The sequence below is a fragment of the Dickeya sp. Secpp 1600 genome (assembly GCF_003049805.1).
Lineage (GTDB): Bacteria > Pseudomonadota > Gammaproteobacteria > Enterobacterales > Enterobacteriaceae > Dickeya > Dickeya fangzhongdai.
In genome coordinates, this window is record NZ_CP023484.1 from 3,286,655 (window position 1) to 3,307,887 (window position 21,233).

Sequence of the window (21,233 nt, forward strand, 5' to 3'; positions counted from 1 at the left end):
ACTACACCTGCGCGTAGTACGGTTGATGCACATATATTTTTCCTGAAAATGAGCGAATGGATATGAAAATGATGTCAAAGTCTGAACAACAGGGTAAAACCGGCATATTGGGTAATCTTGGACTGGTGCCGTTATTTGTCATCATTCTGGGCGGGATCATGCTGTTATTCGCCCTGGCTATCGGCACCGCCAGCTACTTTTTGGTGCGCGCCAATCAGAGCCTGGATTACGTTACTCAGGAAATTGACGTCCGCCTCGGGCTGTCAAACAGTTCCAACCATCTCAGAACCGCCCGCCTGCTCATTATCCAGGCTGGCGCCGCCGTTCGCGTTGGCGACACGGAAGTATTCAATAACAACCTGAAGCAGGCGGAACAACGCATTGCTTCGTCGAAGGACGCCTTCAAAGTTTATGAGAACCGTACCGTCAAAACCGACACGGATCTGGCGTTGGAACCGGAACTGAATAAGGCCTATAACGATTACGTTGAAAAAGGCATCATGCCGATGCTTAAGGCGGCGAAAGATGGTTATTTCGAAGAAATACTGACGCACGAATCGGAAGAGGTCCGTGTACTGGACGAAGCCTACAATAAGCCATTACTGAAGGCGATTGCCTTCCGTACCGAGCGAGCCAAAGCGCTTAATAGCAATGCGCAATATCAGGCCATGATGGGTTACACGCTGATGGCCGTCAGCTTCGCCATCGCCATCGCCATGACCCTGCTGACCTTCATGTTCCTGCGCGGTACGCTGATCAAGCCGATGAACCGTCTGGTACAGCGTATTCAACGCATTGCTCAGGGTGACCTGACCCAGCCTAACGAAACCTATGGCAAAAATGAAATCGGCATCCTGAGCCAGAACATCCAGCAGATGCAGGCATCGCTGGTGCATACGGTTTCCACCGTGCGCGACAGCGCAGACTCCATTTATCAGGGAACCACCGAAATTACGGCCGGTAATAGCGACCTCTCTTCCCGCACCGAGCAGCAGGCGGCGGCGATTGAAGAGACCGCCGCTAGCATGGAACAGTTGACCGCCACCGTAAAACAGAACTCCGACAACGCGCACCATGCCAGCCAGCTAGCCTCTAATGCCTCCGGCAAGGCGAAACAAGGGGGTGAAATCGTCGAAAACGTGGTTAACACCATGAACAGCATTTCCGGCAGCTCACGGAAAATTTCTGAAATCACCAACGTGATCAACAGTATCGCCTTCCAGACCAACATCCTGGCGTTGAACGCCGCGGTAGAAGCGGCCCGCGCGGGCGAACAAGGCCGGGGATTCGCGGTGGTGGCGGGAGAAGTGCGCAGCCTGGCGCAGCGCAGTGCTCAAGCCGCCAAGGAAATTGAAGGCCTGATCTCCGAATCCGTGTCTCTGGTTCATAGCGGTTCAGAACAGGTAGACAAGGCGGGTCAAACCATGCACGAAATCGTTCAGGCCGTAAGCAGCGTGACCGACATTATGAATGAAATCGCTTCTGCCTCGGATGAGCAAAGCCGCGGCATCACTCAGGTCGGGCAGGCGATTTCCGAGATGGACAGCGTCACGCAACAAAACGCCGCGCTGGTGCAGCAGGCTTCTGCCGCCGCCTCATCGCTCGAAGAACAGGCGATGGTGCTGACCCGCGCGGTATCCGCCTTCAAACTTACCGGCCATCGTCAGGATAAGGGTTACGCCCCGGCCCCGCTGGCGTCAAAACCGCTATTGGCTACGTCAACCGCAGCGCTGAGCTCTTCTTCCAGCGCTAAATCCGGCAACGATAACTGGGAAACCTTCTGATGCGTACAGGCCGATGCGGGTGACCGTATCGGCCTGTTTATTTATCCGCAGATTGACGCGGTTCGACAAAGACTCCCTCTGGGCTGTTAAGTTCGTTGAAGAACCAGATCCCCTCGGGGTAGTCCTCCAGTGCAATCAGGTACATGATTCCTTCCTGAAACGGTTCCACCGCCAGAATGACCCCTTCTCTGCGCACTTCGCCATCGGTCTTTACTGTCACTACATCATTTACGTTCAATCATTCACCTCTTTTTCTTTCGTCCCGCCCTGCCGTACGGCTTATACGCAAACATTTATGCCAATCCGCCGACGGTATTGTCAAACTCAGGGGTGTAGACAAAACACAGCTTGTTGCCTTCCGGATCACGACAGTATGCGCCGTAATAGTCAGGCGCATAGTGCGGGCGAAGTCCTGGCGCGCCTTCATCCGCGCCTCCCAGCGATAACGCGGTTTGCCAAACGTGACGTACAGCCTGCGGCGAGCTGACAGCGAAGCTGACCTGCGTGCCATTTCCCCAGGTCGCCGGCAAACCATTGAACGGGACCTGCACATAAAACTGCGGCCAACGCCGCCCCGGGATATGCCACCCTTGCCCTGCCGGGCCGCCAGGCTCTTCCTCAACCGGGACAAAACCAAGTTCCTCCAAAATAGCAGCATAGAAACGGACCATAAGGTCGATATCCCGGGCGCCGAGGATGATATGACTGAACATCTCTTTTCCTTTATTTCTATTTCACGCTCACGCTCCAGACGCGGCCATCAGTCAAACACACCGTTGATAATGGTGGTCACTACCGCCGTGCTGATCGCAATCAATACCAGGTCCTTACCGACAATCCGCCACTCATACCCCGGGTAAGACGGCAACCCACGCAGCATTTCAGGGGGCACGGCACGGCGTGCAATCCCCGGCGGCAGCGGTTTCCCTCTGGACAGATTCTTCGCAACGCCAGGAGGAAGCCCACGATAACCGGTAAAGCCATGATCGACGGCAAGACGCCGCGCATCATTATATGAGAAGCGATTATGATCCGGCGATCGCCCGCCATCGTCGGGCATCGATGAACGGGCAGCCCCTGGGTGTCCTCCCTGTTGGCGAGGGTTATCGCGTTGCGATTGATAATCGAATCCGCCATTACCCGGCCCTTTTCCTCCGGGTTCTGCCAATACCGGAACCGAAGCCGAAAAAACAGAGGTAGCCAGCACCATCGCCAGTGCTGAAAAAGAGGATTTAGACATGGTACGACCTTTGTAATGAATGGAAACCATAAGGAATATATATAGCGTGAATAGCCGGACGAATAGGGAATTTCTCAGTTTTTGTCCATCGGCATACACGGCACATCAGCACTGCATTCGCGCCACTGACAGATGAATATATCGCCGCATACTTTTAAAACATCGTTTCATCTGAATTGCTGTTTTTCTGATATCACCGACTCCACCTTGCCCAACATACTTTTATAATCACCACGGTGAATAGTTTTATGAACATGCAATTCAACCGCTATGTTCACGGTATAACGCAAGCCTGTCTGATCTCGGTTTACGCTTGCCGGCGACTGCACTCTGGTTTAGACGCGGAACACGCTCAGTTCGTGATGAAAAAGGCTCGCGACATTTGTCCTCCTTCCGCCTGTGATACGAAGATAGGTAACATGATTTTGAATACAGCCAAACAGCTGTTGAGTACATTGAGAAACACCGCCTGGTACAAAAAACGTCATTCCAATCGAGTCCTGTTCTGGCGGGAAATTACGCCATTAGCGGTTCCCATTTTTATCGAAGGGCTGTGTGTGGTGCTGATGGGGATATTCAGCACCTTCCTGGTTAGCTGGCTGGGCAAAGAAGCCATGGCCGCCGTAGGGCTGGCGGACAGCTTCAACATGTTGATTATTGCGTTTTTCACCGCAGTCGCGTTGGGGACTGCCGTCGTGGTGGCGTTCAGTCTTGGTCAGCGTAATCGTAAACAGGCCCGGCAAGCCGCACGGCAATCGATCTCATTATTGGTGCTGATCTCCCTGCTGCTGGTGGTGCTGGTGGAATTTGCCGGTCAAGTCATTATCGACCTGATTGCCTATAATGCCGAGCCGGCCGTGAAATCACTGGCGCTGACATTCCTGCGCCTTACCGTATGGGGTTACCCGGCGCTGGCTATCACGCTGGTCGGTTGCGGCGCATTACGCGGCGCCGGCAACACCCGCTTGCCGATGATCATCAATATCGGGATGAATATCCTGAATATTCTGCTCAGCGGCGTATTGATTTACGGCGTGGCCTCCTGGCAAGGCGTGGGGTTCATTGGCGCGGGACTGGGGATCACGCTCTCTCGCTATCTGGGCGCGTTATGCGTCGTGCTCGCGCTGACCAAAGGCTTCAACGGCGCGCTGCGCATCCCGTTTCAGAGTTACTTCGCGCCGTTCACCACCACGATTCTCTATGAGGTGCTCAGCATCGGTATTCCGGCCAGCATCGAATCGGTCATGTTTAATGTGGGGAAGTTGATCACCCAACGCTTTGTCGCCGGCATGGGGACCGAGGTCATCGCAGGCAACTTTATTGCCTTTTCAATCGTCGCGCTGATCAACCTGCCAGGTAACGCCCTGGGTTCGACCTCGACCATCATTGTCGGGTCACGTCTGGGTAAAGGACAACGCATGCAACCGGAACGGCAGCTGAAGTACATCTTCTGGCTTTCCAATGTTGGTTTGTGCGCACTGGCATTACTCTCTGTGCCTACCGCCGGATTGATGGCCTCAATGTATACCAACGAACCCGATGTAATTACCGTGGTTAAACAGTTGATCTGGCTGAATGCGTTGTTCATGCCTATATGGGCCGCATCCTGGGTACTACCCGCCGGCCTGAAGGGAGCCAAAGATGCCAGCTATACTATGTGGGTCGCGCTGGCTGGTATGTGGGGGTGCCGGGTGATAGCCGGTTATATTCTGGGCATTATGCTGGGATTTGGGGTGATCGGCGTTTGGATGGGGATGTTTTTTGACTGGATCGTCCGTGGCGCGCTGTTTTATCACCGCATGGTCAGCGGTAAATGGTTATGGCGCTACAAACCTACGGTTAACCAGGACAGGTAAGAAAATCAGCATCCTCAAAAACGTATTTAGGAATACGACGCTCAATATTTCAATAAGAAGAAAATCATCACAGCGGCTAATCATTTGACTAAGAAAGTGTCACGATTTTCTTTATTTTTAATAATTATCATTATCCTGCAATATAAAATCCATTTGACCATACATATTGGGTCGTGAATACTGCCGAAAACTAATAAGGGTATAAACCCCGCCATCTGGCTAACTAACAGGAGTGAGCAATGAAAAAAACAATTATGGCTATCGGTCTGGCAATCGCGGCGTCTACTGTAGCCTTGCCGTTCACCAGCCAGGCCGCCGTCAAAGACGAAATGGGCGCCATGGCGAAAAGCTACAAAAGCGCTTCCAGCGCTAATGACGCCGCCACGCTGAAAGCAGATCTGCTGAATCTGAAAGCCCATGCGACCAAGGCCAAAGCAGATCCGGAGTTCAATAAAAGCCCGAATAGCGCAGTGTTTAACGAAGGTCTGGAAAAACTGCTGAAGCAAATCGACGCGGCTATCGCGCTGGTTGATGCAGGCAAACTGCAGGAAGCCAAAGCCGCTACGGATGAACTGAAAAAAACCCGCGCCGAGTATCACAAAAAACTGGGTGTGTAATTCACCAGTCACCGCAGCAGCGGAGCTTATTATCCCTGCTGCGGTCTTCCCTCTTCCTCATCAAGCATTAATAAAACAGCACAATTACTCTTTTTCATCGCCTTATATCGTCAGTTTATTCCTCCCAGTGAATATTTTAGGAAACCACAGGGCATCATCAGGAAAATAACACGATTACGCATTCGCTATGATAATCCACATAATCGGCAAAGAGCGTATTGAAAATTCCGAGAATGAATCGGGCATCTGGATCTACTGTAGAAAATCCACTATAACCTAGAGAGTTTCATCATATGCAGGTATTGCAATATTGATGAACACGCCGACTGAATAGAATAAAACCAGCCACATATTCTATTTACAGTTACCACTGACTCATAGTCATATGAAATGGAGATTCATTTATGCCTCTCTCTTATTTGGATAAAAATACCGCTATCGATAGCAAAAAACACCCCCCACGTAAAAAGCTGTTTCTGTCTTGCGCCTGTTTAGGATTAAGCCTTGCCTGCCTTTCCAGTAATGCCTGGGCGAGTGTTGAGCCGCTATCCGTCAACGGTAATAAAATCTACGCAGGTGAAAAAGCCAAGAGTTTTGCCGGCAATAGCTTATTCTGGAGTAATAATGGCTGGGGCGGCGAAAAATTCTACACGGCCGATACCGTTGCTTCGCTGAAAAAAGACTGGAAATCCAGTATTGTTCGCGCCGCCATGGGCGTTCAGGAAAGCGGTGGTTATCTTCAGGACCCGGCTGGCAACAAGGCCAAAGTTGAAAAAGTGGTGGATGCCGCAATTGCCAACGATATGTATGTCATTATTGACTGGCACTCGCATTCTGCAGAAAACAATCGCAGTGAAGCTATCCGCTTCTTCCAGGAAATGGCGCGTAAATATGGCAACAAGCCGAATGTCATCTATGAAATCTACAACGAACCGCTTCAGGTATCATGGAGCAATACCATTAAACCTTATGCCGAAGCCGTGATTTCCGCCATTCGCGCCATTGATCCGGATAACCTGATTATTGTCGGCACGCCCAGTTGGTCGCAAAACGTTGATGAAGCCTCGCGCGATCCGATCAACGGCAAGAATATCGCCTATACGCTGCATTTCTACGCCGGAACCCATGGCGAATCATTACGCAATAAAGCACGCCAGGCGTTAAATAACGGTATTGCACTTTTCGTCACCGAGTGGGGCGCAGTTAATGCGGACGGCAATGGCGGAGTGAACCAGACGGAAACCGACGCCTGGGTAACGTTTATGCGAGATAACAACATCAGCAACGCAAACTGGGCGTTGAATGATAAAAACGAAGGAGCATCAACTTATTATCCGGACTCTAAAAACCTGACCGAGTCTGGCAAAAAAGTAAAATCGATCATTCAAAGCTGGCCATACAAAGTGGGTAACGCCGCCAGCGCAACAACCGATCCGTCAACTGATACCACCACCAGCCCCACCGTTGATGAACCTGCCACAACCGACACATCGGCCACCGCCGATTGCGCCAATGTCAACGTTTACCCCAACTGGGCCAGCAAAGACTGGGCGGGCGGGCAGCCCAGCCATAATGAAGCGGGCCAATCGATCGTCTATAAAGGCAACCTTTACACCGCAAACTGGTACACCTCATCCGTTCCGGGCAGCGACGCCTCCTGGGCGCAGGTTGGTAGCTGTAACTGATTGATTAATTTGCTTCACATCAAAAACAGGGCTGCACGATTGCAGCCCTGATATATAACATCCGTCACTTAATTGCGTTCAAAAGCGCCTAAATCCGGTGCACTGCCTGAATAGCTGATATCGCTCTCTTTCGTCCCCGCATTAATCAGCTTTGAGCTAGCCGACAAACGGAATAATGAAGTTTCCGGCAAGGTGCCGTCATTATCACGAGATACGGTAGCAAGAGAAGTGTCCAGGCTGACGAAATCGGACGCGGAAGCCACCGGCCCCGTATCCCATGAGTTGGACTTCGCATCCGCATTACTGACCGTTACAGAAGCAGACAGCGACACGTTATTACGGAAGTAATGTTTCTGCCCTGACTGAACTTTGCTCCCGAAACCATAATTAATGCCGTTTTTATATGACGTGTTATTTATCACCGTAACGCCACCAGCGTTATTGTTCTGGTCAAAGCCTTTGCTCACATTGCCAAATGCGACAGAGCGGGTAATACGATGATTGCCAACCGCCTGATTTCCGCCCAGTTTAAACCCATTGCCATTGCCGGCGAACGCGCTGTCATTCCAGTAATTGATGCCATTACGGAAAGCCCAACTGTTTTCAATCACCACTTTCTGCGGACTGTCAAACAAGTCAAATCCATCATCCGAGTTTTCCCAGGCGCGACAACCAACAAAACGGTTACCCGGACCTTGTTTTTGTTTCGGTCCAAATCCATCGGCCATACTGCCGTTCTTCTTGGGATCATAGTTACGGTAGGCATCCGAATTAATTACCGTGTTGTATGAACCGCCGTTATTGATTTCAAGTCCGGTATTACGGTTATGATGGAATGCCGTATTCTCAAAGGTATTATGGCTACCAATTACATAAGCCCCCTGATAGCCGGCTCGGGTTACCTCTACACCTTTGAAATACCAGTAGTCGCCGGTCACATAAAACCCGTAAGACGCCTGTACCCATTGACTATCCGGGAATGAGAAGTCAAATACCGCCCGGCCGCAATTGGCGGCGGCCACATAAATTGGCGCGCCCTCTTTCCCGGATTTATTGAATGTAATCGTATTCCCTTTACCCTGGGTATAAGGAATGGTATAGGTTCCCGGTTTCAACAAAATCAACTCGCCGGGGTTAACGGCCGCCATAGCGGCAGAAAAACTCATCGGAGAATTAAAGCTGTTGCCGTTATTGCTGCTGTTGCCATTCGGCGCAACATAATAAATACGCTTGGTGCTAATTCCGCTGGTGAGATCCGAACTGCAATCCGCTGCCATAACTGATGTGCTATTTACCAGAAAAAATGCTGCTAACCCGGTACTGATAAAACAATTTAAATATTTCATCCTTTGCCTCATGATGTTGTAAAAATCATCTATCCATCGGCCTCAAGATGCATACTCCAGCAAATGTCGTCAGGCGGGGAAAAGGCTGCGATCCGCTACATCTAAAATCGATAGCCAATGAATCAGCTTGTCACTGTGAAAAATTACGTTGGAAGGGTACCATTCCTTCGGTTTTCCTTGAACAGAAGCTGTTCTGAGTACATTGCATCCTGCATATTGAGGTAGCGTGAGTATACTACGTTTACGGTATATGAATACCGACCGTAACTGAATGATATGCGGTTGTTAAAGATACATATGCCATTCATGGCGCATACACCGTGATAAAGCATCAAGCAAAATACAAAAAAAGCCATTTCTCGCTTATCTAAATAAAAATCACATTATTAGTGTATTAATTCAGAAATGAGAGCATCATTATATATGTGAATAGAATAACCATTATATTTAATAGCAGATAAAGATATTGCCGCACGCATGCCTTGCTATCACCATGACTGACAACATCAACTGTTCATCCCCGCATTACCGCATCCAGCAACTCCGTGTTTGCTGATAACTGAGCCATCACCCATCGCTGCCACCGCCATACGTCAACTGGTTTAATGACGGGCATATAACGCGAGACAACGCGTGAAAACATCCTGTTATCTCCGCAGTTATTACTCTGCCTGAAAAACCAACGACTGGACTCACTCATGAATGAAACAGATAAAAGCATCGTCTCTCTATTTATCATCGGCACGCTGATTGCCGTCGGCAAAGTGCTTGCGGGCAGTGAGCCCATCACACTGCGGCTGTTTATTGGTCGCGTAATGCTGGGAGGTTTTGTCTCAATGATGGCAGGCATCGCACTGGTACAGTTCCCTGACCTGTCGCCCGTCGCTATCAATGGTATCGGCGCCGCACTGGGCATCGCTGGCTACCAGACTATCGAACTGCTTATTCAACGCCGCGTTCGCCAACTGGGCAAAAAAAGCACACCGGAGAAAAATAACGATGCTCAATAACCCTAATCTTATTGCGTTTTTGGACATGCTGGCCTTTTCCGAAGGAACCGCAACGCATCCGCTCACCTGTAATCGTGGTTACGACGTGATTGTCACCGGGATTGATGGCAAACCAGAGATTTTCACCGACTACCGGGATCATCCATTCGCCAATGGTCGTCCGGGAAAAATCTTCAACAAGCAGGGGCAGCGCTCCACGGCAGCCGGACGCTATCAGCAGCTCTACCGCTACTGGCCAACCTACAAGACCCAGTTGGCGTTGCCGGATTTCGGACCCGATTCGCAGGATACGCTGGCTATCCAACTAATTCGGGAACAGCGTGCGTTGGACGACATTACGCAAGGCCGGCTTACCAGCGCCATTACCCGGTGCAACAACATCTGGGCCTCACTGCCGGGAGCAGGCTACGGTCAGCGCGAGCATAACACCGAGCGGCTGGTCGCCGTGTACCAGCAAGCGGGCGGGAAACTGGCATGAAAAGCGCCATGATCATCGCAGTCATCATGATTGCGCTTAGCGCAGGGGTCGGCGTGCAGTCCTGGCGGCTGCACAACGCTCGTCAGTTAACCGACCAGCAAGCGCAGACACTGTCGTTACAACAGACAGCGCTGGATGAAAAATCCGGCCAGTTGAAAATGTTGTCCGAACAGGCTGAACGCAACAACCGTGAACAGGCACGACTGCGCGACATGGCCGCCGAGACTCAGGCGGCGCTCTCTGAACGGCAAAAAGTGGTGATGAGGTTACAACATGAGAACGAAGCGCTTAAACGCTGGGCTGACACTGATCTGCCTGCTGATATTATCCGGCTGCGTCAGCGCCCCACCTTCGCAGGTGGCCGTGCTTACCGTGAATGGCTGTCCCAGACTGACGCCCTGCCGGTTCCCGGCAGCCAGTCCGCAAACCAACGGTGAATTGAACAGCCTGCTGGATGAAACCGAAGCCGCGCTGGCGACTTGCGCCGACCAGGTGGATGCCATTATTGCCTGTCAGGCAAAAAGCGATGCAACGCCCAGCGCTACGGTAGCCTCAGGGAATCAATCAGGCACTAGGGATACCGTAGCGGCAACGCAATGATCTCCGCCCTTGAGGCAAGATGAATCATAGGAAGGCAAAGTTGGAAAACGAAGTTTCAGACCGGGATGTCAGGGCGACCAAGCCAGGAAATTGAGGTATTCCCATTCAAGCCAGTCGCTCATAGCTTTCAGCCTAAATCAGGTCGGGTTTTCAGGGATGGCGGTAGCGGGCTGTTCACGTTTCGACCCGGTGGCTACATATTAAATAGACCTGTCGTGACGGCAATAAAAAACCGCCCGAGGGGCGGCCACAATCGTTTTAGTAATTAATCATTCTCTAGCGCACGCTGAATGATATCGGCAGTCTCGGTGATTCTACTACCGATCGCATCCAGAGCGGCTTGCACTCCACTTTCGCTGGCGCCTTCTTTGATGATTTCGAGTATAGCTGAAATGACTATTTCTCTTTTCTCTTCATCACTTCTTGCGACATCATGCTGATCATAAAAGTAATTCTGAAGCATAAAGACTCCTTTTTATTGTCAATGAACGCAGCATATCGCTAAGACTATTCCGAATAAAGCATTATCACAGGTAACCAGTGAATGCCTGTTGTTATTCTCAGCGTTTATATGCCTTTCCCCCGCTCAATCGCTGAACCGAACGCATGGAAAACCGTTTTGACTATAAGCACCGCTTTAAAGGCGACGCAGCAAGGTATATAGCCAAAAACGTCGGCGATTATGCGCTGAATAACAAGCGGTGCAAAGACATGACAATCCACTGAAAGATACCACAGCAGCACTAACGACCTGAGCAGGCGCTAATTATTCCAACCATAGTTAGCAATAGCGGCTTACCGGAGGCCGCCTTTTTTATGCCTGAAAAATCAATACCGCCACTTGCCAAATTACAGGCATAAAAAAACCGCCTCGTGGCGGTCATGTTCTTTTATTTATTTTCTTATTCATCAAGGCGTTAGCACATGGTGCCCAGAGCGGGACTTGAACCCGCACAGCGCGAACGCCGAGGGATTTTAAATCCCTTGTGTCTACCGATTCCACCATCTGGGCTCAGATTTTGGAGGCGCGTCCCGGAGTCGAACCGAGGTGGACGGATTTGCAATCCGCTGCATGGCCACTCTGCCAACGCGCCTTACCTTGATGCTACTGCTAAATCGATTTGGAGCGGGAAACGAGACTCGAACTCGCGACCCCGACCTTGGCAAGGTCGTGCTCTACCAACTGAGCTATTCCCGCATTCTACAGAACATCTTGTTTATCAAGCGTTTTCAATAAACTGTGTCGCTGTCGATGCGGTGCATTCTACTTACCTGACGCAGTGAGTCAATAAAATTATCATCCCACCTGAATCGTTTGCTGTTTTTTAAGGCGAGGCGATCAATGTTCAAGCAAATCGCGCCAGGCAGCGCTCAAATACTGAAACATAGACCAAAACGTTAGCACCGCGGCCACATACAGCGCCGCCACACCAGCGGCCTCCACCATGCGTTCAGGCCGCCACAGCAAACCGACCAGCGCGACCATCTGTGCCGTGGTTTTGATTTTACCAATCCAGGACACCGCCACGCTGCTGCGTTTACCCAGCTCCGCCATCCATTCGCGCAATGCAGAAATGATGATTTCACGGGCAATCATCGTGGCGGCGGGCAGCGTAATCCACCAGGAATGATAATGCTCAGCCACCAGCACCAGCGCAACCGCCACCATGACCTTGTCGGCCACAGGGTCCAGAAAGGCGCCAAAACGCGTGGTTTGTTTCCACCGGCGGGCAAGAAAACCGTCAAACCAGTCTGTCACCGCCGCAAAGACAAAGATGCCCGCACATACCATTGGTGCCCAGTTGAATGGCAGGTAAAACGCCAGCACAAAGAATGGGATTAGTACAACACGAAACAGGGTAAGCCACGTTGGTATATTAAATCGCATAGCGTCTGGGTAACTGTCTGGCCCGAAAGATAATAGGGTTATGTTGCTACATTGCCTCTAGTGTTTCAATGCATGAAAGATTTTTTCTGCCAACGCATGCGAAATTCCCGGTACGTTGGCGATGTCTTCCACGCTGGCGTTCATCAGCGGCTGTAATCCGCCCATGTATTTCAATAACATCTGCCGCCGCTTCGGTCCCACCCCTTCGATAGTCTCCAGCGAACTGGTACTTTTTACTTTAGCACGCTGTTTACGGTGACCACTGATGGCATGGTTATGCGAATCGTCACGAATATGCTGAATTACGTGCAACGCCGGCGAATCGGCAGGCAATGCTACCCCCTCGCCTGTCGCTTCGAAGAACAGCGTCTCCAGCCCGGCCTTGCGATCGCTGCCTTTCGCGACCCCCAGCAGTAAAGGGCGTGATTTGTCCCAGGGCACCTGTAATGACGCAAAGACGTCCTTGGCCTGCGCCAGTTGCCCTTTGCCGCCGTCAATCACGATAACATCAGGAATCTTGCCTTCGTCAATCGACTTGCCATACCGACGCCGGAGCACCTGATTCATGGCGGCATAGTCATCGCCCGGCGTGATACCGGAGATATTGTAGCGGCGATACTCCGAACGCAGCGGCCCATCCGCATTGAACACGACACAGGACGCCACGGTCTGTTCCCCCATGGTATGACTGATATCGAAACATTCCATACGGTTGATTTTTTCGATCCCAAGAACAGACGCCAGCGCAGCCAGGCGCTGTTGGACCGTCGATTGCTGCGACAACTTCGTCGTCAATGCCGTATGGGCGTTGGTGCGCGCCAGTTTAAGATAGCGTGCGCGGTCACCACGCGGCCGGGTTTGAATCTGGATCTTGCGGCCGGCCTGTTCGGTCAGAGATTCGGCCAGCAACTGATGTTCCGGCAGCGAGAAGTCCAGCAGGATGTCAGACGGTAAGGTGCGGGAAACACTACCCTGCAAATAGAACTGGCCGACAAACGTCTGTACCACTTCCGCCAGCTCTGTTCCTCCTGGAACTTTAGGGAAATAGCTGCGACTGCCCAACACTTTTCCCTGACGGATAAAGAGCACGTGCACACATGCCATACCGGCTTCAAACGCCACGCCGATCACGTCAAGATCATCGCCGTCGCCGGAGACAAACTGCTTTTCGGTCACCCGCCGCACCGCCTGGATCTGATCGCGAATACGCGCGGCTTCCTCAAATCGCAATTCCCTGCTTGCCGTTTCCATGCGATCGATCAGGCGGGTCAACACCTGCTGATCTTTGCCGGACAGAAAGAGACGCACATACTCGACCTGGCGCTGATACTCTTCCTCACTGACCAGACCGCTCACGCACGGCCCCAGACAACGGCCGATCTGATACTGCAGGCAAGGACGCGAGCGGTTGCGGTAGACGCTGTTTTCACACTGACGAATGGGGAACAGCTTTTGCAAAAGCATCAGGGTTTCGCGCACGGCATTGCCATTGGGAAACGGGCCGAAGTATTCGCCCTTGGCGTGCTTGGCGCCGCGGTGAACCGACAGGCGGGGATGCGTATCCCCGCTGAGGAAAATCATTGGGTAAGACTTATCGTCACGCAACAGCACATTGTAACGCGGCTGATAGCGTTTGATGTAGTTGTGCTCAAGCAACAGGGCTTCGGTTTCAGTATGCGTGATCGTCACATCGATCTGCCGGATACTTTTCACCAAAGCCTCTGTTTTACGGCTGGCGACATGAGCACGAAAATAACTGGAAAGGCGTTTTTTCAGATCTTTGGCTTTACCGACGTAGATCACCGTGTCGCTGGCATCGTACATACGATAAACCCCAGGCTGACTGGTTACGGTCTTCAGAAAAGCCTGGGCGTCAAAACGTTCAGTCACTACTAATCAATGTCTCCGCACTAAATAAACCGTGGCGAATCGCCAGATGCGTCAGCTCCACATCGCCGTTAATGTTCAGCTTACTGAACATTCGGTAACGATAGCTGTTGACCGTTTTCGGGCTAAGGTTGAGTTGATCGGAGATCTCCGTCACTTTTTGCCCTTTGGTGATCATCATCATAATCTGCAATTCGCGTTCAGACAGACACTCCAGCGGCGTTTCTGTCTGCGGCTCCAGTTGGCTCAACGCCATTTGCTGAGCGATATCCGACGCAATATATCGTTTGCCGGCATGCACAGAGCGGATGGCGCATATCACCTCTTCCGGCGTGGCGCCCTTGCTAAGGTAGCCCGCTGCCCCCGCCTGCATCACTTTAGCAGGTAACGGGTTCTCTGTGTAAATCGTTAGCATTATAACTTTAATTTCAGGGGAAAATCGTACAATTTTGCGTGTTGCCTCAAGACCGCCGATTCCTGGCATGTTCATATCCATCAGCACAACGTCCGCACTGTTATTACGGCACCATCTGACCGCATCTTCACCGCACTGCGCCTCACCAACAACCTTGAGGCCTTTAATATCGTCAAGAATGCGCCGTATCCCTGCTCGCACCAGTTCATGGTCATCAACAAGAAAAACGCTAATCAAAGAACAATTCTCCAAAAAGAGTAACACTTACAGACGAGTTTGTTGCAGGTGGTACTACGTGGTTTAGAAAAAATGAATACACTTTTTAATTAAAAATGTATTTTTTATTCTACCATGTGGTATATTCTCTAAGCTCCTGAATGATAGCGACTGTGCATCAGACGCGGAACTCACTTCCATCACAGTATTCATATTTCCAACCTGGTTTTTTAGAGAAACAGACAGCTTCACTGTCTGAAAAATGTCAAATTCTAAATTTAATCAATAGATTATCAAGTTTTGTAAGTACAGGCAATTAGGTGCGCGATTGCTTTCTTTTCCATCATTGTAACGCTCTTGTCACTTTGCCGCACCGACTGTTTACTACAAATAATACACCTGCCCCAAAATATCCATATAAAAGTTGCAATGTATCTAATCAAACGCATTTAAAAGCCAAAAACACGTTAACAAAATATAGGCAGAATGTGGCATAAACAGATAAAAAGAATACAACTTAATGGGGCTGAGTGGTTATTTTCCTGACCAGATGCATTGGCACCTATGGTATAATAAAGCCAAATTTTGTTATGTCGCCGGCGTGTGTGCTGCACAGAACCAGTCTCTGGCTCCACCACGCCGGCTTCCGTTTGTTACAGGAGACACTATGAACAACAACGACTTTCCGACAGCCTCCACACCCGAAACGTTGGCGCATGAAGTTAGCTGCCTGAAAGTGCTGATGACGTTGATGCTGAAATCCATTGGTCAGGCTGATGCAGGCAAGGTTATCGTCAGCATGGAAAAATACATTGCCCAACTGGAAGACCCTGCACAGGCGGAAATATTCGGCACCACTATTAAGCAAATCAAAACAGTCTATCGCCGCTAATCAAAGCTCATCGGACATCAGCGTAATCCGCTATTGTCCGATGGGTATGAACCGTTTTCCCCGCACAATAAACAAGCAAAAATAAACGCAACAATGCGCGAATGTTGACACTATGATTTATATTTCGTCAACAAATCCGGTTATTACCAGATAAATGACAAGATAAAAAATTAATAATTTGATCTATTTGGGAATAGTATTCTTTAATCAGAACAGGCCTACAGAGTAATCAAGCTGGAAATTAAATAGTGAAAAAATGTTTCTGCGGGAATAAATACATTAGCACGAATGAAAGGAAGTGTTGGTGGGCCGTATAGGGCTCGAACCTATGACCAATTGATTAAGAGTCAACTGCTCTACCAACTGAGCTAACGACCCAACGGGGACGGATTATTCTCTTCTTAACGCCATCTGTCAAATAGTTCATCTTATTTTTTTTGCAGACAGGGGAATCAGCGAACACATTGTAACCTATCACTATTTTGTTCTCTCGCACGGGCTACCGTTCGTCTTCCGATTGATTCATGGATATAAATTCACCACCGCGTGAAGCACGTACCGAAGTGACAGGAATTACGCCTCAACTCATCATGAGAAGAATACCGTGTTACTATTAACCATTCTAACTTCTTATATCACATGGGTAATGGGCGAGACCTGACAAACGCCCTCCCCCTGGCAGACACAATCCGGAAATCACATTACATGACAGAACAAACGCATCACGTCCCGGACGCCACCGGGCATAGCGATCTGCGGCGCAATCTAACCAACCGCCATATTCAGTTGATTGCCATCGGCGGCGCCATCGGTACCGGCCTGTTCATGGGATCAGGGAAAACCATCAGCCTTGCCGGCCCATCGATTATCTTCGTTTATATGATCATCGGGTTCATGCTGTTCTTTGTTATGCGCGCGATGGGCGAGTTACTGCTCTCCAACCTCAACTACAAATCGTTCAGCGACTTCTCCGCCGACCTGCTGGGTCCGTGGGCCGGTTTTTTTACCGGCTGGACTTACTGGTTTTGCTGGGTCGTGACCGGCATTGCCGATGTCGTCGCCATCAGCGCTTATGCACAATTCTGGTTTCCGGATCTGTCGCAGTGGATCAGTTCCCTGTTATGCGTCCTGCTGCTGCTGACCTTAAATCTGGCCACCGTCAAACTGTTTGGCGAAATGGAGTTCTGGTTCGCCATGATCAAGATTGTCGCCATCGTCGCGCTGATCGTGATTGGTGCGGTTCTGGTTATCATGCAATTTACATCGCCTTCCGGCGCGGTGGCATCCGTGACCAATCTCTGGCAGGACGGCGGTATGTTTCCTAAAGGACTCAGCGGCTTTTTCGCCGGCTTTCAGATAGCCGTGTTTGCCTTTGTCGGTATTGAGCTGGTCGGCACCACGGCAGCGGAGACCAAAAACCCGAAGGTGGTTCTGCCGCGCGCAATCAACGCCATACCGATACGTATCATTATGTTTTATGTGTTTGCGCTGATGATGATTATGTCGGTTACGCCGTGGAGCCACATTGCAGCAGACCGCAGCCCATTTGTGGAGATGTTTGTGTTAGTCGGCTTGCCGGCCGCCGCCAGCGTTATTAATTTTGTCGTGCTGACTTCCGCCGCGTCGTCGGCCAACAGCGGGGTATTCTCAACCAGCCGCATGCTGTTTGGGCTGGCCAGACAAGGCGATGCGCCGGCGCGTTTCGGTCGGTTGTCAAAACGGGCGGTACCCTCGGCAGGACTGTTTTTCTCGTGCCTGTGCCTGCTTTCCGGCGTCGTACTGATCTATTTAATTCCTAACGTCATGACGGTTTTCACGCTGGTCACCACCGTGTCCGCCATTCTGTTCATGTTCGTGTGGAGTATCATTCTGTGTTCTTATCTGGTGTACCGCCGGAACCGGCCGCAGTTGCACCAAACCTCTGCATACAAAATGCCATGGGGAATCGTAATGAGCTGGGTATGTCTGGCTTTCTTTGCTTTCGTGATGGTACTGCTGACATTGCAGCCGGATACCTTGCAGGCGCTGATGGTTACGCCGGTGTGGTTTGTGGTTCTGGCTATCGCCTATCAGTTTATTCGCCGTCGCAGAGTCAACGCCCTGGCGTGACGCATTAAAACAACCCCTAACCAATACGGTCAGCTACGCCCGATGATGTAGCTGACCGTACCCGATTAGACGCTTACCGTTTGCCGTACACCATTCACTGCGTGCTTAGCCTGTTCACACTGATTCAAAATGGTTTGTGCATGCGAATACAGAATTTTGCCCGCTTCAGTCGGCGTCACGCCACGACGACTACGGACCAGCAGTTGCTTCTCCATTTCGCTTTCAAGCGTGGCAACTTGCTGGCTCAGCGCTGGTTGCGCGATATGCAACATTTCAGCGGCCTGGGTCAGGCTGCCGATATCAACGATTTTCACAAAGTATTTGAGTCGTCTCAGATTCATGTGTACCTCCTGAATAGTTACGACTAAGTAGTAGCAAGAAGCGCGCCAGATCATTTCTCTATCATCAAAAAAAGTGTGGCGGTGGCTTAACCCGCTTAAAAATAAGTAAAAGCAATGGTGATAGCGGTGACAGTAACAATACTAATCCCCCTATCGCTGTCCACCGGATCCTGGCGTCAGGATTTTCACGCACCAAAACGGTGCAAACGTTGCTATCTGAAAGTGCACTCGCTCACGAGTTCAACGGTTCACCCGACATGAAAAGCGCCGACTACCGCAGCAATTTCAATCATTTGGTTATAAGTTCAGCAAACAGTCGCACCTGGCGTTAACATGCTTTGACAAGCTGTCAGGCTATCGCTATCATCCACACCACTTAGCGATTCCTCTGTAGTTCAGTCGGTAGAACGGCGGACTGTTAATCCGTATGTCACTGGTTCGAGTCCAGTCAGAGGAGCCAAATTCTTGTTTTCATGCCGCTTTGCGAATCTCTATGTGATTCAGATTCAATAAGTTAGCGTGAAAAGTCTTCCCGATGTATTTTCAGTTTACCCTCCGCATCGGGAGAGTTTGGTGGTCAGATTTGGGGTCTTTCCGGTTCGATAATGGAGTGACCCGCATATGTCTCTTAACGACACTAAAATCCGCAACTTAAAACCACCTGTTACCCCCATAAAACTATCAGATTCACACGGCCTGTATCTTCACGTTAAACCTACTGGTTCGCGCCTCTGGTACTTCAGATACTATTTTTTTGGCAGAGAGACCCGCATAGCGTTGGGCGCTTATCCGTTAATCAGTCTGTCAGAAGCACGCCAGAAACGTGACGAACTCCGCAAACTGCTGGCGCAAAATATCAACCCGACTCAGCAACGTGCCGCTGAAAAAGCAGCTCGTTCTCCTGCTAAGAGTTTCAAGACCGTGGCATTGAGCTGGCATAAAAGCAACCGAACATGGTCAGAGAACCATGCCGCCCGTCTGCTCACCAGCATGAATAACCATATCTTCCCGATCATTGGACACCTGCCGGTCACAGAATTGAAAACTCGCCACTTCATCGACCTGCTGAAAGGGATTGAGAAAAAAGGTTTGCTGGAAGTGGCGGCACGAACCCGACAGCATATGTGCAACATCATGCGTCATGCCGTGCATCAGGAGTTGATAGAGCACAACCCGGCGGCAAATCTGGACGGGATAATCGCCCCTCCCGTTAAACGCCACTACCCTGCCCTTCCACTGGAACGACTGCCGGAGCTGTTGGCTAGCATTGAGGACTACAAGCAGGGACGAGAATTAACCCGCTTGGCAGTCTCACTCACCCTGCACCTGTTCATCCGTTCCAGCGAACTGCGTTTTGCCCGTTGGTCTGAGATCGATTTCAGAAACAAAATCTGGACCATTCCAGCCACCCGCGAAGCCATCCCCGGAGTGCGTTATTCCGGGCGTGGTGCCAAAATGCGAACGCCGCATATCGTTCCCCTCTCCCGTCAGTCCATCACTATTTTGAAACAGATACGGGAAATATCTGGGCATCAGGAGCTGATATTCCCCGGTGACCATAACCCGTATAAGCCGATGTGCGAAAACACCGTCAACAAAGCGCTGAGGCTGATGGGTTATGACACAAAAGATGAAATCTGCGGTCACGGATTCCGAGCAATGGCCTGTAGCGCGCTGATGGAATCTGGACTGTGGGCGCAGGATGCGGTTGAACGGCAGATGAGCCATCAAGAACGTAATAGCGTTCGAGCAGCTTACATCCATAAAGCAGAATATCTTGATGCCCGTAAAGCGATGATGCAATGGTGGTCGGATTATCTGGATACCAACCGGGAAGAATATGTTGCGCCATACATTTATGCTCAACAACATAAGACGGCTGGAGCGGCCTGATCGATAACGCTCCTAAGAGCAGATCCTGATAACAGGATCTGCTTTTCAGACTGTGAGAAATCTTCCCCTCAGCATTTCATAAAAAATCCAGAAATGTCAGAAAATTACTCAGGCCGGATACATGAATGAAGGTCTATTGCGGGGTAATCAACAACGTAGAATTAGGATTACTTTTCTTATAACGATGGTACTGCAAGATTAGCGTCGCGAGATCCTCATCAACAGCATAAAAATAGGCTTCCGGCACATCCAGCACCGCCGCAAACCGGCAAACCAGACCAAAATCCGGTGAACTGACTTCCCTTTCATATTGGCTTACGCGGGAACTCGATGTCTCTTCATCCAGTCCAGCGAGACAACCAAGCTCGACCTGTTTTAATCCTGCATTCACTCGCGCCAATCTTAATCGTTTACCAATCACGGCATTACCTGCTTCGCGGATTAACATAAACCGATTATCGCCGTTCCCGCTATGCCGCTCTTGAAGTGGTTCTTCACCCAGTAAATTTAAAATTCATTATTGGTTATTTTAAAATCAAAAATGAAGATTTAATTTATTGAGAGTAGGAATAATTAAATTTAGAAGGGTAAACGCACAGAAATTGAACACCAAACGCATTAGGGCACCAACCTTACTGAGGTGTGATGAGCAGCGTAGAGTTTGGGTTGGCTTTCTTGAAACGGTGATACTGTAAGATCAAGGTGGCGAGATCGTCATCGACGGCATAGAAGTACGCTTCAGGAACATCCAGCACTGTAGCGAATCGAGAAACCAGCCCAAAATCTGGCGCACTAACTTCCCTTTCGTATTGGCTCACACGAGAACTTGCCGTTTCCTCATCCAAACCAGCAAGGCAACCGAGCTCTATCTGCTTTAACCCCTTGTTCACTCGGGCTAGTCTTAATCGCTTACCAATCACAGTGTTATCCACGGTACTGATCAACATAGACTGATTATCGCTTCTCTCAGCAAGCC

General features: G+C 50.3%; 21 protein-coding genes, 5 tRNA genes and 1 pseudogene. 12 read left to right on the top strand and 15 right to left on the bottom strand.

From position 1 onward, the window contains the following. Positions 1-56: 56 nt before the first annotated feature. Positions 57-1,784, top strand: a complete 1,728-nt coding sequence (locus CPA59_RS14520) for a methyl-accepting chemotaxis protein (RefSeq protein WP_038919584.1) — start codon at positions 57-59, stop codon at positions 1,782-1,784. A gap of 37 nt (positions 1,785-1,821) precedes the next feature. Here the strand turns inward: CPA59_RS14520 and dsrB are convergent, their stop codons facing one another. From dsrB to CPA59_RS14535, 3 genes are read right to left on the bottom strand one after another with little or no spacing between them, the layout of a single operon-like run. After that, positions 1,822-2,022, bottom strand: coding sequence for a protein DsrB (gene dsrB / locus CPA59_RS14525; RefSeq protein WP_107759802.1), 201 nt, complete (start codon positions 2,020-2,022; stop codon positions 1,822-1,824). Between the two features lie 55 nt (positions 2,023-2,077). Next, positions 2,078-2,497 carry a VOC family protein gene (locus CPA59_RS14530; protein ID WP_107759804.1) on the bottom strand — a complete coding sequence of 140 codons (420 nt, stop codon included), beginning with the start codon at positions 2,495-2,497 and terminating at the stop codon, positions 2,078-2,080. 47 nt (positions 2,498-2,544) lie between these two features. Beyond that, positions 2,545-3,024, bottom strand: a complete 480-nt coding sequence (locus CPA59_RS14535; RefSeq protein ID WP_100850478.1) for an anti-virulence regulator CigR family protein — start codon at positions 3,022-3,024, stop codon at positions 2,545-2,547. 419 nt (positions 3,025-3,443) lie between these two features. Between CPA59_RS14535 and CPA59_RS14540 the strand changes: the two genes are divergently transcribed. The 3 genes from CPA59_RS14540 (at position 3,444) to CPA59_RS14550 (ending at position 7,182) form a co-directional block, all read left to right on the top strand. Next, entirely contained in the window at positions 3,444-4,880 is a 1,437-nt protein-coding gene (locus CPA59_RS14540; protein ID WP_038919589.1) for an EmmdR/YeeO family multidrug/toxin efflux MATE transporter, read from the top strand. A 239-nt stretch (positions 4,881-5,119) separates the two neighbouring features. Beyond that, positions 5,120-5,497, top strand: a complete 378-nt coding sequence (locus CPA59_RS14545; RefSeq protein ID WP_038919590.1) for a cytochrome b562 — start codon at positions 5,120-5,122, stop codon at positions 5,495-5,497. A gap of 404 nt (positions 5,498-5,901) precedes the next feature. Further along, on the top strand, positions 5,902-7,182 hold the full coding sequence (locus CPA59_RS14550) for a cellulase family glycosylhydrolase (RefSeq protein ID WP_049855039.1): 1,281 nt from the start codon (positions 5,902-5,904) through the stop codon (positions 7,180-7,182). A 68-nt stretch (positions 7,183-7,250) separates the two neighbouring features. Here the strand turns inward: CPA59_RS14550 and pelL are convergent, their stop codons facing one another. Continuing rightward, positions 7,251-8,528 carry a pectate lyase PelL gene (gene pelL / locus CPA59_RS14555; protein WP_038919592.1) on the bottom strand — a complete coding sequence of 426 codons (1,278 nt, stop codon included), beginning with the start codon at positions 8,526-8,528 and terminating at the stop codon, positions 7,251-7,253. Positions 8,529-9,226: 698 nt separating this feature from the next. Here pelL and CPA59_RS14560 point away from each other — a divergent pair. The 4 genes from CPA59_RS14560 to lysC are packed head-to-tail and all read left to right on the top strand — an operon-like array spanning position 9,227 to position 10,616. Continuing rightward, on the top strand, positions 9,227-9,538 hold the full coding sequence (locus CPA59_RS14560) for a phage holin family protein (RefSeq protein ID WP_038667845.1): 312 nt from the start codon (positions 9,227-9,229) through the stop codon (positions 9,536-9,538). After that, positions 9,528-10,016, top strand: coding sequence for a glycoside hydrolase family protein (locus CPA59_RS14565; protein WP_038919593.1), 489 nt, complete (start codon positions 9,528-9,530; stop codon positions 10,014-10,016). Before CPA59_RS14560 ends, CPA59_RS14565 begins: the two co-directional genes overlap by 11 nt. Beyond that, positions 10,013-10,453 (top strand): Rz-like lysis system protein LysB, encoded by a 441-nt coding sequence (gene lysB / locus CPA59_RS14570; RefSeq protein WP_107759806.1) that lies wholly within the window; start codon positions 10,013-10,015, stop codon positions 10,451-10,453. The genes CPA59_RS14565 and lysB overlap by 4 nt, the downstream gene beginning before the upstream one ends. After that, positions 10,338-10,616, top strand: coding sequence for an Rz1-like lysis system protein LysC (lysC, locus tag CPA59_RS23160; protein WP_239789191.1), 279 nt, complete (start codon positions 10,338-10,340; stop codon positions 10,614-10,616). Before lysB ends, lysC begins: the two co-directional genes overlap by 116 nt. A 265-nt stretch (positions 10,617-10,881) precedes the next feature. On the opposite strand, the gene CPA59_RS14575 is transcribed toward lysC, so the two are convergent. The 7 genes from CPA59_RS14575 to uvrY all read right to left on the bottom strand — a co-directional run bounded on the left by CPA59_RS14575 (position 10,882) and on the right by uvrY (position 15,043). Next, positions 10,882-11,079, bottom strand: a complete 198-nt coding sequence (locus tag CPA59_RS14575) for a hypothetical protein (RefSeq protein ID WP_038919595.1) — start codon at positions 11,077-11,079, stop codon at positions 10,882-10,884. A 462-nt stretch (positions 11,080-11,541) separates the two neighbouring features. After that, positions 11,542-11,628, bottom strand: a tRNA-Leu gene (locus CPA59_RS14580). A gap of 8 nt (positions 11,629-11,636) precedes the next feature. After that, a tRNA-Cys gene (locus CPA59_RS14585) sits at positions 11,637-11,710 on the bottom strand. Between the two features lie 28 nt (positions 11,711-11,738). Then, positions 11,739-11,814, bottom strand: a tRNA-Gly gene (locus CPA59_RS14590). Positions 11,815-11,955: 141 nt separating this feature from the next. Further along, the gene (gene pgsA / locus CPA59_RS14595) at positions 11,956-12,504 is read right to left on the bottom strand and encodes a CDP-diacylglycerol--glycerol-3-phosphate 3-phosphatidyltransferase (protein WP_022634129.1); all 549 of its coding nucleotides are present in this window, start codon (positions 12,502-12,504) and stop codon (positions 11,956-11,958) included. 57 nt (positions 12,505-12,561) lie between these two features. Then, positions 12,562-14,394, bottom strand: a complete 1,833-nt coding sequence (gene uvrC / locus CPA59_RS14600) for an excinuclease ABC subunit UvrC (RefSeq protein WP_038919596.1) — start codon at positions 14,392-14,394, stop codon at positions 12,562-12,564. Next, the gene (gene uvrY / locus CPA59_RS14605; protein WP_022634131.1) at positions 14,387-15,043 is read right to left on the bottom strand and encodes a UvrY/SirA/GacA family response regulator transcription factor; all 657 of its coding nucleotides are present in this window, start codon (positions 15,041-15,043) and stop codon (positions 14,387-14,389) included. The genes uvrC and uvrY overlap by 8 nt, the downstream gene beginning before the upstream one ends. A 646-nt stretch (positions 15,044-15,689) precedes the next feature. On the opposite strand from uvrY, the gene CPA59_RS14610 reads away from it, so the two are divergent. Beyond that, complete coding sequence (locus CPA59_RS14610) at positions 15,690-15,914, top strand: DUF2594 family protein (protein ID WP_022634132.1); 225 nt, start codon at positions 15,690-15,692, stop codon at positions 15,912-15,914. Positions 15,915-16,216: 302 nt separating this feature from the next. Here CPA59_RS14610 and CPA59_RS14615 read toward each other — a convergent pair. Then, positions 16,217-16,292, bottom strand: a tRNA-Lys gene (locus CPA59_RS14615). A 327-nt stretch (positions 16,293-16,619) separates the two neighbouring features. Here CPA59_RS14615 and cycA point away from each other — a divergent pair. Next, a complete protein-coding gene (gene cycA, locus CPA59_RS14620) occupies positions 16,620-18,023 on the top strand; it encodes a D-serine/D-alanine/glycine transporter (protein WP_049855036.1) in 1,404 nt (467 codons plus the stop codon). 74 nt (positions 18,024-18,097) lie between these two features. On the opposite strand, the pseudogene CPA59_RS14625 reads toward cycA, so the two are convergent. After that, positions 18,098-18,364: pseudogene (locus tag CPA59_RS14625) on the bottom strand (LysR family transcriptional regulator); the annotation flags it as partial. 384 nt (positions 18,365-18,748) lie between these two features. On the opposite strand from CPA59_RS14625, the gene CPA59_RS14630 reads away from it, so the two are divergent. Both CPA59_RS14630 and CPA59_RS14635 read left to right on the top strand, forming a co-directional pair. Beyond that, positions 18,749-18,824, top strand: a tRNA-Asn gene (locus tag CPA59_RS14630). Positions 18,825-18,985: 161 nt separating this feature from the next. After that, positions 18,986-20,257, top strand: coding sequence for an integrase arm-type DNA-binding domain-containing protein (locus CPA59_RS14635; protein WP_107759809.1), 1,272 nt, complete (start codon positions 18,986-18,988; stop codon positions 20,255-20,257). A 133-nt stretch (positions 20,258-20,390) separates the two neighbouring features. On the opposite strand, the gene CPA59_RS14640 is transcribed toward CPA59_RS14635, so the two are convergent. Together CPA59_RS14640 and CPA59_RS14645 are read right to left on the bottom strand one after the other, a co-directional pair. Continuing rightward, complete coding sequence (locus tag CPA59_RS14640; RefSeq protein WP_043135037.1) at positions 20,391-20,705, bottom strand: helix-turn-helix domain-containing protein; 315 nt, start codon at positions 20,703-20,705, stop codon at positions 20,391-20,393. Between the two features lie 184 nt (positions 20,706-20,889). Then, complete coding sequence (locus CPA59_RS14645) at positions 20,890-21,204, bottom strand: helix-turn-helix domain-containing protein (RefSeq protein ID WP_107759811.1); 315 nt, start codon at positions 21,202-21,204, stop codon at positions 20,890-20,892. Positions 21,205-21,233 lie beyond the last annotated feature (29 nt).

Bases quoted from the DNA above. Each gene is read 5' to 3' on its own strand.
- CPA59_RS14575 (WP_038919595.1), bottom strand. From the start codon at position 11,079: ATGCTTCAGAATTACTTTTATGATCAGCATGATGTCGCAAGAAGTGAT.
- cycA (WP_049855036.1), top strand. From the start codon at position 16,620: ATGACAGAACAAACGCATCACGTCCCGGACGCCACCGGGCATAGCGAT.
- CPA59_RS14640 (WP_043135037.1), bottom strand. From the start codon at position 20,705: ATGTTAATCCGCGAAGCAGGTAATGCCGTGATTGGTAAACGATTAAGA.
- CPA59_RS14540 (WP_038919589.1), top strand. From the start codon at position 3,444: ATGATTTTGAATACAGCCAAACAGCTGTTGAGTACATTGAGAAACACC.
- pelL (WP_038919592.1), bottom strand. From the start codon at position 8,528: ATGAAATATTTAAATTGTTTTATCAGTACCGGGTTAGCAGCATTTTTT.
- CPA59_RS14635 (WP_107759809.1), top strand. From the start codon at position 18,986: ATGTCTCTTAACGACACTAAAATCCGCAACTTAAAACCACCTGTTACC.
- CPA59_RS14560 (WP_038667845.1), top strand. From the start codon at position 9,227: ATGAATGAAACAGATAAAAGCATCGTCTCTCTATTTATCATCGGCACG.
- CPA59_RS14545 (WP_038919590.1), top strand. From the start codon at position 5,120: ATGAAAAAAACAATTATGGCTATCGGTCTGGCAATCGCGGCGTCTACT.
- pgsA (WP_022634129.1), bottom strand. From the start codon at position 12,504: ATGCGATTTAATATACCAACGTGGCTTACCCTGTTTCGTGTTGTACTA.
- CPA59_RS14565 (WP_038919593.1), top strand. From the start codon at position 9,528: ATGCTCAATAACCCTAATCTTATTGCGTTTTTGGACATGCTGGCCTTT.
- CPA59_RS14520 (WP_038919584.1), top strand. From the start codon at position 57: ATGGATATGAAAATGATGTCAAAGTCTGAACAACAGGGTAAAACCGGC.
- CPA59_RS14645 (WP_107759811.1), bottom strand. From the start codon at position 21,204: ATGTTGATCAGTACCGTGGATAACACTGTGATTGGTAAGCGATTAAGA.
- CPA59_RS14610 (WP_022634132.1), top strand. From the start codon at position 15,690: ATGAACAACAACGACTTTCCGACAGCCTCCACACCCGAAACGTTGGCG.
- CPA59_RS14550 (WP_049855039.1), top strand. From the start codon at position 5,902: ATGCCTCTCTCTTATTTGGATAAAAATACCGCTATCGATAGCAAAAAA.
- CPA59_RS14530 (WP_107759804.1), bottom strand. From the start codon at position 2,497: ATGTTCAGTCATATCATCCTCGGCGCCCGGGATATCGACCTTATGGTC.
- lysB (WP_107759806.1), top strand. From the start codon at position 10,013: ATGAAAAGCGCCATGATCATCGCAGTCATCATGATTGCGCTTAGCGCA.
- CPA59_RS14535 (WP_100850478.1), bottom strand. From the start codon at position 3,024: ATGTCTAAATCCTCTTTTTCAGCACTGGCGATGGTGCTGGCTACCTCT.